General features: G+C 42.2%; 17 protein-coding genes. 2 read left to right on the forward strand and 15 right to left on the reverse strand.

Annotation, left to right across the window (positions count from 1 at the left end):
• Nucleotides 1–98: 98 nt before the first annotated feature.
• The 13 genes from SK629_RS08300 to SK629_RS08365 all read right to left on the reverse strand — a co-directional run bounded on the left by SK629_RS08300 (nt 99) and on the right by SK629_RS08365 (nt 8,698).
• On the reverse strand, nt 99–353 hold the full coding sequence (locus SK629_RS08300; protein ID WP_042901417.1) for a Txe/YoeB family addiction module toxin: 255 nt from the start codon (nt 351–353) through the stop codon (nt 99–101).
• A gap of 3 nt (nt 354–356) precedes the next feature.
• Entirely contained in the window at nt 357–611 is a 255-nt protein-coding gene (locus tag SK629_RS08305) for a type II toxin-antitoxin system Phd/YefM family antitoxin (protein WP_000388572.1), read from the reverse strand.
• A 283-nt stretch (nt 612–894) separates the two neighbouring features.
• Nucleotides 895–1,992, reverse strand: coding sequence for a nucleotidyltransferase (locus SK629_RS08315; protein ID WP_042901418.1), 1,098 nt, complete (start codon nt 1,990–1,992; stop codon nt 895–897).
• Nucleotides 1,993–2,001: 9 nt separating this feature from the next.
• On the reverse strand, nt 2,002–2,742 hold the full coding sequence (locus SK629_RS08320) for a class I SAM-dependent DNA methyltransferase (protein WP_042901601.1): 741 nt from the start codon (nt 2,740–2,742) through the stop codon (nt 2,002–2,004).
• 111 nt (nt 2,743–2,853) lie between these two features.
• Nucleotides 2,854–3,207, reverse strand: coding sequence for a ribosome silencing factor (gene rsfS, locus SK629_RS08325; RefSeq protein ID WP_042901419.1), 354 nt, complete (start codon nt 3,205–3,207; stop codon nt 2,854–2,856).
• Nucleotides 3,208–3,219: 12 nt separating this feature from the next.
• Nucleotides 3,220–3,720, reverse strand: a complete 501-nt coding sequence (locus SK629_RS08330; RefSeq protein WP_042901420.1) for a cysteine hydrolase family protein — start codon at nt 3,718–3,720, stop codon at nt 3,220–3,222.
• A complete protein-coding gene (gene yqeK / locus SK629_RS08335; protein WP_042901421.1) occupies nt 3,721–4,314 on the reverse strand; it encodes a bis(5'-nucleosyl)-tetraphosphatase (symmetrical) YqeK in 594 nt (197 codons plus the stop codon).
• Nucleotides 4,314–4,943, reverse strand: a complete 630-nt coding sequence (locus tag SK629_RS08340) for a nicotinate-nucleotide adenylyltransferase (RefSeq protein ID WP_042901422.1) — start codon at nt 4,941–4,943, stop codon at nt 4,314–4,316. Before SK629_RS08340 ends, yqeK begins: the two co-directional genes overlap by 1 nt.
• A gap of 52 nt (nt 4,944–4,995) precedes the next feature.
• Nucleotides 4,996–5,307 carry a ribosome assembly RNA-binding protein YhbY gene (gene yhbY / locus SK629_RS08345; RefSeq protein ID WP_000060171.1) on the reverse strand — a complete coding sequence of 104 codons (312 nt, stop codon included), beginning with the start codon at nt 5,305–5,307 and terminating at the stop codon, nt 4,996–4,998.
• Between the two features lie 213 nt (nt 5,308–5,520).
• A complete protein-coding gene (yqeH, locus tag SK629_RS08350) occupies nt 5,521–6,627 on the reverse strand; it encodes a ribosome biogenesis GTPase YqeH (protein ID WP_042901423.1) in 1,107 nt (368 codons plus the stop codon).
• Nucleotides 6,628–6,629: 2 nt separating this feature from the next.
• Nucleotides 6,630–7,157, reverse strand: coding sequence for a YqeG family HAD IIIA-type phosphatase (locus SK629_RS08355; protein ID WP_000963748.1), 528 nt, complete (start codon nt 7,155–7,157; stop codon nt 6,630–6,632).
• Nucleotides 7,158–7,171: 14 nt separating this feature from the next.
• Nucleotides 7,172–8,080 carry a magnesium transporter CorA family protein gene (locus SK629_RS08360; protein WP_042901424.1) on the reverse strand — a complete coding sequence of 303 codons (909 nt, stop codon included), beginning with the start codon at nt 8,078–8,080 and terminating at the stop codon, nt 7,172–7,174.
• Between the two features lie 51 nt (nt 8,081–8,131).
• Nucleotides 8,132–8,698 carry a mechanosensitive ion channel family protein gene (locus tag SK629_RS08365; protein ID WP_042901425.1) on the reverse strand — a complete coding sequence of 189 codons (567 nt, stop codon included), beginning with the start codon at nt 8,696–8,698 and terminating at the stop codon, nt 8,132–8,134.
• A 151-nt stretch (nt 8,699–8,849) separates the two neighbouring features.
• On the opposite strand from SK629_RS08365, the gene sstT reads away from it, so the two are divergent.
• The gene (gene sstT / locus SK629_RS08370; RefSeq protein WP_042901426.1) at nt 8,850–10,055 is read left to right on the forward strand and encodes a serine/threonine transporter SstT; all 1,206 of its coding nucleotides are present in this window, start codon (nt 8,850–8,852) and stop codon (nt 10,053–10,055) included.
• A 67-nt stretch (nt 10,056–10,122) separates the two neighbouring features.
• Nucleotides 10,123–11,076 carry an aromatic acid exporter family protein gene (locus SK629_RS08375; RefSeq protein WP_042901427.1) on the forward strand — a complete coding sequence of 318 codons (954 nt, stop codon included), beginning with the start codon at nt 10,123–10,125 and terminating at the stop codon, nt 11,074–11,076.
• A 154-nt stretch (nt 11,077–11,230) separates the two neighbouring features.
• Here SK629_RS08375 and asp5 read toward each other — a convergent pair whose 3' ends face one another.
• Nucleotides 11,231–11,458 (reverse strand): accessory Sec system protein Asp5, encoded by a 228-nt coding sequence (gene asp5, locus SK629_RS08380; protein ID WP_042901428.1) that lies wholly within the window; start codon nt 11,456–11,458, stop codon nt 11,231–11,233.
• 4 nt (nt 11,459–11,462) lie between these two features.
• A complete protein-coding gene (gene asp4, locus SK629_RS08385; RefSeq protein WP_042901429.1) occupies nt 11,463–11,642 on the reverse strand; it encodes an accessory Sec system protein Asp4 in 180 nt (59 codons plus the stop codon).
• Nucleotide 11,643 lies beyond the last annotated feature (1 nt).

Consider the following 11,643-nt stretch of genomic DNA (forward strand, 5'->3'; position numbering starts at 1 on the left):
TGTGGTGTTTAATCAACTATAATTTATTAGTACAATCTCTATTTATTAGAAATCCTAGTTTAGTAAAGATTTGAGAAAAAGGCTACTTTTCAGTAGACTTAGTAATGATCTTTAAAGGACAAGAAAGCCACGCTATCTCCATCCATCATATAAATCAAGCGATTTTCTGCATCAATGCGGCGAGACCAGGCTCCTTGGTAATCATACTTGAGTGGTTCTGGCTTACCTATTCCTGTAAAGGGATCACGTTGAATATCCTTGATTAGTTTATTGATTCTTTTTAACATTTTCTTGTCCTGAGTTTGCCAGTAGCAATAATCTGCCCAGGCATCTTCTGTAAACTTGAGTAGCATTCCTCACTCCTCAATAACATGGACTTGAGTGCTTCCAGCACGAACTTGAGCCATTCCTCGCAAAACCTTGTCTGATAACTCCTTATTTTGAGCGATTCTCAGGGTTTCCTGAATACTGTCCCATTCGCTCTTTGAAAGAACTACAATGTCCTCATCTGGATTTTTATTGACCACCGTCAAAGGCTCAAATTCATCATTTACCTTTTTCATGTAGTCTTTTAAATGATTTCGGAATGTTGAGTAAAGAACTGCTTCCATAACCATACCTCGTTTTACCTCTTTTCCACTATTATACACAAAAAGAAAGAAATTGTCAGGAACTTGTACAAGATTTTCTTTTCTATCTATTTATACTCAATGAAAATCAAAGAGCAAACTAGGAAACTAGCCGCAGGCTGCTCAAAACACCGTTTTGAGGTTGTGGATAGAACTGACGAAGTCAGTAACCATACCTACGGCAAGGCGACGTTGACGTGGTTTGAAGAGATTTTCGAAGAGTATTATTCGTAAAAAATCTCAAAAAGCCTACCTTTCAGTAGACTTAGTTTGTTTCTATTCTAATCAGTACTCTGCCGAAATTCTGTTCTGCTATACTTGGATTTCCTAGTTGGTAAATTCTATCTGCCTTTTGGGTCATAGCATCCCAAGGTTCCTTGCCAATTCGGCTGACTAGATTGACCTGCCCTTTCATAGACTTGAGGTGTTGTCTGCCTTTTTCGGTAAAGCCAAGGACATGAATGGCTTCTGGCAAATTACTTTCTCTTGCCTGCACTAAGATATAGGTCAAAAGGCGTCTGACACGCGCCTTGGTGTAACGTTTGGTAGTCACTAACTCGACCAATTCTTCCACAGACTGGGCTGTTTTAATAGCTTCATTAATGCGCACAGCCATTTCTTGATTGACCTGATAGATGGTAGTTAGGTCGGGATTTGACAAGATTTGATAGCGGAGCAAAGGAAAATAGTCGTCCCAACTCACCTTATTAGCATTTTCAAAGATGTCAACCGAAGGCATAAAGCGTTCTAAGAAATCTTTGTCTCTCTGGTGCTGACGGAGGGCTGTCGCCGAGGCAAAGTCCACATCCTTATCCACAGAATGGTAACCAGCGCCCTGACGTTGAATCGGATGCAGCTTGATGTTTCGTCCAGCAACCGCCTTGACATAGGCCAGAGCAAGAACATGATTGGGCGTATTGCCTGAAAAATCAAGACCTACAAATTCCTTCCACATGGCTTGGGTTTTCTGTGGGTAGGAAAGAGAATCAGGCAGATTTTCCACAAATTTCTCCATCTCAGCACCCTGCTCTGTGTATAAGTCAGTAATTTTCTGGTAATCCAGAACTTCTTCTGTCCCAAAAACTAGGCTATCAATACCCAACCTATCCAAGATATCCACAGCTCCTTGGCCGAAAAAATCTGCTGCCTGAACACTGACTAAAAAGGGCAATTCTACTACCAAATCTGCGCCATTTTCCAGAGCCATCTGGGCTCGTGTCCACTTATCCACGATAGCAGGTTCTCCACGCTGCATGAAATTCCCTGACATAGCCACAATTTTCAGCCCCTCTGCCTGATCCAGCAGGTATTTGTGCCCATTATGAAAAGGATTGAACTCGGCTATAATGCCTGTGATGGTCATAGTGATCTCCTACTTCTGCGCGACAAAAAACCAACGGGTACTAATTTCTGTAGGCTCTTTGTCCTCAAAGTCGGCATAGAGTTTGAAAGACTTGAAACCAGCCTGTTCCAGCAAAATATCATAGGTCAAGACCTCATAAGTCCGCTCCTCATGCACTTCATCGTGGCGACTAAAGGAACCATCTGCTTCCTTGACAAAGAAAGTCAACTCATGCACGATGGAGTGAGGAGCTTCGTCCTCATAGGTGTCCCAGAGCATGGCGAAGTCTTCCGCATTTTCATGGTAGGAATAGCCTGGAAAAACTTCATCCGTCTGGTAAGTCGAATGCACATCAAAAATGAAAACCCCATCTTCATTGAGGGCATTATACACTTCCTTAAAGACGTCCCCTACTTCCACCTCATCCTGCATGTAGCAGATTGAGTCCGAGTAACACGTGACAAAATCATATTGACCTGCCTTGGACAAATCCAGCATATTGCCTTCAATAAAATCAATCTTTTGCTTGGCGGAAGCAGCTCTCTTCTCAGCAATCTTCAACATATCCGCGCTCAAGTCAAGTCCAGTCACATCAAAACCAGCCTGAGAGAAGCGCACCGATTGAATTCCTGTCCCACAAGCCAATTCCAAGAGTTTCTTTCTCTCCTTGGTCTTAGGCAAATGACGTAGCGAAAAATCCGTCCATTTATCGTATAAACTATCATCCATGACCGCATCATAGACCGCCGCAAAGGTTTCATAAGTTACCATAATCATGATACAAAGAGCCTCCATGGCAAACACCACTCGCTCTTTACCTTTCCATCAATTTCTTCTAAAATAAGCAAATAAAACCCAGTTGACTGCAACTGAGTTCGTCTTCTAAGCAAGAGTTTCTGAAATATCTACTGAGTCTGCCTCATGCCATAGCTTCTCTAGGTTATAGTGGGCACGCATTTCTTCTGAGAAGATATGCACAACGACAGCACCAAGGTCCAGCAAGACCCATCCTCCAGCTGCATCGCCTTCGATATGGCTGCCTTTAAAGCCTGCTTGAGCTACTTTTTCACGGATATTGTCAGCGATAGCATCCAACTGACGGCTATTCATTGAGCTAGTGATGACAAAATAGTCCGTCACGCTGGTCAAATCTTGTACGTCAAGTGCGAGGATATCCTCCGCACGTTTCTCATCAGCCGCTTTCACGACTAGTTCTAGTAATTCTTTTTCGTTCATTTAGTCCTCTTTTTAGAAAATATGTTTGTAATCTAGGACATCTGCAAAGCGCTCCTCCCAAATGTCCTCATAGAATTCATTTATCGTTTCTGCTGGAATGTCTTTCCCATCAAAGGTTGTGACAGCACCTTCTGGAATAATAAGCTGATAGCCATATTCAAAGGCAACTTTGACAGAGGTATCCACACAATATTCTGTCTGCATACCACATAAAACTAATTTTTCAATTCCCTGTTTATCCAAGTATTCTTTTAAAGCAGTTTCTTTGAAAATACTGTTATACTTCTTCTGAAAGACCTTTTCATTAGGTTTTCGGCTTAAAAGCTCAGATAACTGCCAATCTTCTGATGTTTGAGCTTCAGCGTTCTCAATATGTTGAACATAAATAATTTCGATATTCTTGCTTCTAGCCTGGTTTTGTAAATAAGAAATTTTTTCCAATAGACTTTTTGTCTGGAACCCAGTTTCCACTAAAATATTTTGAACATCAATGATTATAAAAGCCGTCTTCATTTAGTCCTCTTTCAAATAGTGCACAAAGGCGTTATAGGTTTCAAGGGTTTGGGGATAGATGGGAAATCCCTGATGAGCTAGATGCTCCACAGTACGAGCTGTTTCGTAGGCCACTGCCTTATTGAGCGATAGCTCAGCAATTTCACGCGCCACATCCACACCTGGAAAGGCACGATTGTGCTCGATATAGTCTGCGACGTAGATGACCTTGTCTAAGTCTGTCATCTGACCAGCCCCGACTGTATGGATTTCAATGGCTCGCAGGATTTCTGGATCATGCAAATCCAAGTCTTCTTGAATCTTGTAGATACCCACCATTCCATGCCAGACATTATTGCCCCAGTTTTTGAGGTCAGGGTCTAATTGGTAACGGTCAATCAAGTCTAGAAATTTCTGATCTGACAACTTTTTAGCATAGTCATGAAGAAGACCTGCTAGACCGGCTTTCTCAGTATCCACACCAAATCGCTGGGCCAGTTCTATAGCTGCACGCTCCACACCCAAGCAATGGGTTAAGCGTTTTTCGGGTAGAAGCTCTGCCATTTTTTCCAACAAAGCCTCGCGAGAGCAGTTGATATAGTCTTGATAGGACATCAGTAGAGCCCCTCCTTCTCGATGTAGTCCAGCACAGGCTGAGGCAGGAGAAAGTTGGGTTTTCGACCTTGGGCAAGGAAGTCACGCACCATGCTGGACGAAATATCCATGAGAGGCACATCCACCCAGATAACTGGATAGGAAGTCCCTGCCTTGTAGCGTGGGCGCTGAACCCCCACAAACTGAACCATGTCGACCAGCTCATCAATGCGGTACCACTTAGGTAGATAGTCCACCATATCGGCACCGATGATAAAGTAATAATCCGTATCTAGATTCTTCTCTGTTAAAATCTTCATGGTGTCGTAGGTATAGGAAATGCCCTTGCGCTCTAGCTCAATGGTTTCAATGTCCAGACCTTCAATCCCCTCTATCGCCAATTCAAGCATCTTGAGACGATGGTGCTCGGGGATGGTTTCCTTTTTATCTACATGAGGTGGTTGGTATTCAGGCATAAGCAGGACCTGGTCCAGTCCCAACTGTTGCCGTACTTGGTCCGCAACAATGAGATGGGCATTGTGAACAGGGTTAAAATTCCCCCCTAAAATTCCAACTTGCTTGCGCTTTTTCTCCTTGATTTCTGGCTCCAACTCTACCTTGGTAAAGGGAGTCAATAATTCGATTGTCATAGGCTAGTCTCCTTTATTTCTCTGTAAAAAACAGTTGTTTGGAGTATAGTGGTTAAATTTCTTTTACTTTTTTAGAAATCTTGCGATTTTCTTTCTTGCTAGATTGTTTATACAAGATCAAAATGCGTCCGATTTTTTGGACTGTATCCACACCGATTTCTTCTTCCAAGATTTCAGCTACTTCGTGGATATTTTCATCTGTGTTTTGCAAGAGAGTGACTTTAATCAATTCGCGGGCGTCAAGAGCTTGACGGACGCTGGTTTTGATTTGGTCGTTGAGACCATTTTTCCCGATTTGGATGATGGGTTTGAGGGTGTGTGCCTGGCTGTTGAGGAAGGCACGTTGTTTTGATGTTAATGACATAATTTCTTCCTTGTTTTTTTGATAGTTATTTTAGGTGGTGAGGGACAGTCGGAACTAATTTTTCAAAGATCTCATCTTTGAAAAATGGATTTCCTGACCTCACAATTGAGCCTAGGTCTCAATTGTGCCCCTTACCAATCTAACGATTGGCAATCACACCACGGCAATAACTATCTTTTTATGAGCTCACTTTGTTCGCTCAGTGATTTCATTTTAAATAATTGCTTTTCGTGTGACGACGGCGACGCCTTCTGGTGCCCAGACGGCGACTTTTGCGGTGCCTGTTACTCGGATCCAGCCTAGGCCTGAGATGACTAGGTCTGTCTTGTCCTTGATGTTAAAGACATGTTGAACTAGTTTTGGAAAATCTTCTTTTTCCTTACTATTTGGAGGTGTCAGAAGTGTTCCAACGTGCTTATCATAAAATGCACTAGCGCCTTCAAGTTTGGTACGATGGAGTTTGAGTTCATTGTCAAAGAAGGCTGTGAATCCTTGCTTTTCTCCTGATATAAAGTCAAAGCGTCCGAGTCCACCTAAAAACAGGGTTTGTTCAGGATTGAGTTGATAGGTTTTTGGCTTGATTTCCTTTTTAGGGCTAACATACTTGAGATTTTTGGCCGTCAAGTAGTGAGCCATCTGGTGACGGTGGATGATTCCTGGCGTATCGTAAATATAAGATCCGTCGTCAAGCGGAATCTCAATCTTGTCCAAGGTTGTTCCTGGGAAACGTGAAGTTGTAATCACGTTCTGGTCACCCGTAATTTCTTGGATAATCGCATTGATGAGGGTTGATTTTCCAACGTTGGTTACACCAACCACATAAACATTACGGCCCTTTCGGTAGTGTTCACTCTTGTCAATGACTTCCTTAATAGCATGTTTGTTTTGGGCCGAAGTTAGGACGACATCGACTGGACGAAGACCTTCTTCGTGGGCACGCTCCATGAGCCACTGGCTAATCTTTCCTGGTTTAACTGACTTTGGCAGGATATCTTTTTTATTTCCGACCAAGAGGACATCATTACCCGATACAAAACGTGGCAAACCTGGAATAACAGAGCCATTAAAGTCAAAGATATCAATGACATTAACTACCAAAGCATCACTGTCTCCCACCTCGTGCAAGAGCTTGAGGAAATCATCGTCCGTCAACTGGACATCTGTGATTTCATTATAGTGGCGGAGACGGAAACAGCGTTGGCAATAGACTTCGCCAGTCTCCAAACCTTTTTCAAGTGCCGACTGGGGGGTAAATCCAAGACCAGCCTTGTCTGTCGTCTGAATGGTTGCTCCACAACCAATACAGAGAATTTCTTCCATAGTTAAATTCCTTTTTTATATGTAATCGGTCCGTACTTTTCAGTGATTTTTCGCATCACACGGCGCTCACGAGCTCGGTTAATCTGCGTTTTGATAGAATCGTGTTGGACCAAGGGCTTGACCAAGATTGAGCGAATACCTGCACGGTGGGCTGCTCGTATATCTGTCATAAGCTGGTCGCCGACCATAACCACTTCACTTTTCTCATAGTGGAATTCCTTCATGGCACGGTCAATCCCAAATGTGAAGGGCTTCAGAGCCCAATAAACGTAATCAATCCCAAATTTTTCAACTGCACGTTGAACTCGTTTTTTGGTGTTATTTGAAACCACGATGATGCGAATACCCGCGTCACGGAGGTCATGTAGCCATTGCTTCATCTCTGGCGTCCCATCAGGATTATTCCAAGCAATGAGGGTATTATCCAAATCGACCAAAACAGCCTTGATTCCCTGCGCCTGCAGGCTTGGGACTGTCAGATCATAAACTGCTTCCACAGCAAAATCTGGCATATAATTTTCAATCGCCATTCTGGCTCCTTTTCTTAACTTTTTTTCGCAATTTTCCTTAGTAACAATGACAAAACAATCCACAAACCTGCACTAGCCAAACTGATGTAGAGCCAAGCATGGGGCTCATCTGTTAAAGGTAGGGGAACATTCATTCCGAAAAAGCCTGTCACGACTGCCAAAACCGCTAGCAAGACTGAAATGATAGTCAAGGTTGTCAAATTATCATTCAGGTTGTTGTTTAGAATGTTGTTGTAAGATGCTGATAGTTGTTGGAGGACTTGAGAAATCAAGTCTGTCATGGATACCAGCTGATGAGCCTCAATCATGGCATCATCAAACTGTTCTCTTTCAATTTCGTTAAAACTGCGATAGAGGGCATGTCCTTGGATATATTCCAGCAACATGCGATTTTGCTTGGCAGCCGCAGTAAGATAAACCATACCTGTCTCCAAGTCAGACAAGGCAAAGAGGTTTTTCTTGGTCGTCCGCTGACGCAAGAGGCCATTGACCTCATCCTTACTCTTGTCCATCTGCTCGATGACAGGATAGTAGGCATTGCTGATGATTTCCAGACTAGCAAAGAGAAACTTGTAAATCGAAAGCGTGTCATGACTCTCCAGATAACGGGTCATCTGTTCAATGACATAGGCGTTCTTGGTATTACTAATGGTAATCAGGCGATGATGTTCCACGATAAAGGTCATGGGAAAGGCTTCGTAGTAGGCCTTATCCTTTTTCAAGTTCAAGACATTATAGATAAAGGTCACAGTCCCATTTTCACGGTGATAATCCATGTGGGCACGCTCATTTCTATCCAGTGCGTATTCAATGGTTTCCTTGTCCAAACCGTAGATTTCAGAAAGGTCTTCTAGTTTTTTCAACTTATCCAAATCTAGGTCAATCCAGGTACAACCATTGCCCAGCTGTTTTTCTAAAAACATCTTCTCTCCTTTACCAAACTCTTTCTATTGTACCATAAATCTGCTAACATTTCAGGTCTGGTCTGTACGAGAGAAATTGCTGACGACGGTGATATTCCGATTGGGAACGAAGTGCAGAACCTGATCTTCTCCTCTAAGTTGCGTTGTTCGAATGCCGACGCTGACAACCTGACCCGATACAGTAATAGGACCATTTGTCAAAACGACCTCATCTCCCACATCCAGTTGACGTTCAAAAAGGATGAAAAAGCCATTGATGACATCAGACAGAAAACCTTGTGCTCCCATCCCAATAGCCACCCCAGCAATCCCAGCACCTGCCAGCAAACTAGAAACAGGCAAACCTAAAATCGACAAAATGCAGTAAAGTAAAAAGAAATAAAGGGTATAATTAAACACATTTTCTAATAGACGTGAGATGGTTTTCTGACGTCCGACATCATGACGAGACATTTTTAGAGAAGGTTTAACAATTCTCTGCACCATGGTATGAAGCAGTTTTTTAGCTATATAAAAGAGCAAAAATAGAAATAACAGAGAAAGTAGCTTGGTTAAGATATTCTCAATAATCGCTGTTAGATCAAGCTTATTGAGGTAGGTTTGAATAAATTCTTGCATAGAAAACTCCTTTTATTTATTATACCATACTTTTACAGAGTGTCATTCTCCATAAATATTCAAAAATAATTTCAAAAATAGACAGAAAATTCTTGATTTTGGTTCATATTTATACTATAATCATAAACATTACACAACTAAGGAGGTTATTATGAAAAAACTCATTCATGCTTGGAATAAGGCAAGCCTAATCAAACGTATTTTGATTGGTATGCTTTTTGGAGGAATCCTGGGACTAACACTTCCTACTGTATCTGGAATCGGCCTACTCGGAGATCTCTTTGTTGGTGGTCTCAAAGCCATCGCACCTATTTTGGTCTTTGCCCTCGTTGCCAATGCCCTTTCCAAACACCAAAAGGGACAGGATAGCAATATGAAAACTGTTATCTTCCTTTATCTAGTAGGAACCTTTGCAGCGGCACTTGTGGCTGTCTTTGCTAGTTTCATCGTTCCTGTTGAAATTACCTTAAATAGTACTAATACAGAGGTTACGCCTCCTGATGGTATAGGTCAGGTTCTTAGCAATCTCTTACTTAAACTCGTAGACAACCCTGTCAATGCTCTCGTCACAGCCAACTACATTGGAATCCTATCTTGGGCAGTGATTTTCGGTATTGCTATGAGAGAAGCCAGTAAAAATAGTAAAGAATTGTTGAACACCATAGCCGATGTGACTTCTAAAATTGTCGAATGGATCATCAACCTAGCTCCATTTGGAATCCTAGGCCTTGTCTTTAAAACTATCTCTGATAAGGGAATCGGAAGCCTAGCCAACTACGGAATCTTGCTTGCCCTCTTGGTGACAACTATGTTCTTTGTGGCTCTGGTAGTCAATCCATTGATTGCCTTCCTCTTTATGAAGAGAAACCCTTATCCCCTCGTTTGGAAATGTTTGCGTGTCAGTGGTGTAACAGCCTTCTTCACTCGTAGTTCTGCAGCTAACATCCCTGTAAACATGAAACTCTGCCATGACCTTGGACTCAACCCAGATACCTATTCAGTTTCTATCCCACTTGGTTCTACTATCAATATGGCAGGAGCAGCGATTACTATTAACATTTTGACCCTTGCTGCAGTAAATACTCTTGGAATCCCTGTTGACTTTGCAACAGCCTTTGTCCTTAGTGTGGTAGCAGCTATCTCAGCCTGTGGAGCTTCTGGTATCGCTGGTGGTTCCCTCCTCCTTATCCCAGTTGCTTGTAGCCTTTTTGGTATTTCTAACGATATTGCCATGCAAGTTGTGGGGGTTGGATTTGTGATTGGTGTCATCCAAGACTCATGCGAAACAGCTATTAATTCTTCTACAGATGTCCTCTTTACTGCCGTTGCCGAATACGCAGCAGCCCGTAAAAAATAACTCATAAAGACAAGTCTGCTCAGGTCTTGTCTTTTCCACTTTTATTCTAACTTACTAGGAATTTCTTATGTCTATTAGCCAACGTACGACCAAACTCATCTTAGCTACCTGCCTTGCCTGCCTTCTTGCCTACTTTCTTAATCTTTCCTCAGCTGTCTCAGCTGGAATTATCGCTCTCTTAAGTTTATCTGATACCCGTAGAAGTACTTTAAAACTGGCACAAAATCGACTCTTTTCCATGCTTCTAGCTCTGGCTATCGGTGTTCTGGCTTTTCACTTGAGCGGATTTCATATCTGGAGCCTTGGCCTCTATCTGGCTCTCTACGTTCCTCTAGCCTACAAGATGGGCTGGGAAATTGGCATCACACCAAGTAGCGTTTTGGTCAGCCATCTCTTGGTACAAAAATCAATCTCTCCAGACCTTCTAGTCAATGAATTTCTTCTCTTTGCTATCGGTACAGGGTTTGCCCTACTAGTCAATCTCTATATGCCTTCACGAGAGAAGGAAATCCAGCTCTACTACACGCTGGTTGAAGAAAAGTTAAAAGATATCCTCCAGCGCTTCAAATATTATTTATCCAGAGGGGATGGACGCAACCGAGCACAGCTGGTTGAAGAATTGGATACCCTTTTGGAAGAAGCCCTCAGACTGGTCTACCTAGATCACTCTGACCACCTCTTTCACCAGACCGACTACCATATCCACTACTTTGAGATGAGACAGCGACAAAGTCGTATCCTACGAAATATGGCCCAGCAAATCAACACCTGTCATCTTGCTGCCAGTGAAAGCCTGATTTTGGCCCAACTCTTTTCAAAAATTGCAGGCCAACTAAGCCAAACCAATCCTGCTTCTAATTTACTAGATGAAATTGAACGCTATCTAGAAGTCTTTCGTAATCGCAGTCTGCCCAAGACAAGAGAAGAATTTGAAACTCGCGCCACCCTCCTCCAACTCCTACGTGAAGCCAAAACCTTTATCCAGGTGAAAGTTGATTTTTACCAAAAATATGGACAGTAAAAAAGAGAAAACTTCAGACCAATCACAAAAGGTGAGTATCTGAAGTTTTCTTTTATTTGTAATACTCTTCGAAAATCTCTTCAAACCACGTCAGCGTCGCCTTACCGTACTCAAGTACAGCTTGCGGCTAGCTTCCTAGTTTGCTCTTTGATTTTCATTGAGTATAAGTTATCACCATAAAGGTTAATAGTAAAACGAATAAGGCCAAACTCACCAATAAAGTGAGCACCTTTACCAAAGTATTGCTCTGCCAGTAACTTGGTTTACCAATATTACTAGTCGCATCCATTGAAAATAGTTGATTTTGACGGGGTTGGATGGTTACCAATACAATCAAAGTAATAGATAGGATAATAGCTAAAACAATCAGTATGTCAATCATAGGCCTACCTCAAAATTCCCAGCAAAGTAAAGAGTAAACCAATCAGAATCATTAAACCCAAGAGGAGTGAAAAAATTTTACTAATCTTTTCCCCTCGGGTTTCTTTTTCTTTCTTGATGGGTTTTTGTTTCAACTCTTCCATGCGGCCTTCAACGTCTTTGTAAAATAAATCTTCCTCTGACATG

The organism is Streptococcus mitis (assembly GCF_000722695.1).
Lineage (GTDB): Bacteria > Bacillota > Bacilli > Lactobacillales > Streptococcaceae > Streptococcus > Streptococcus mitis_O.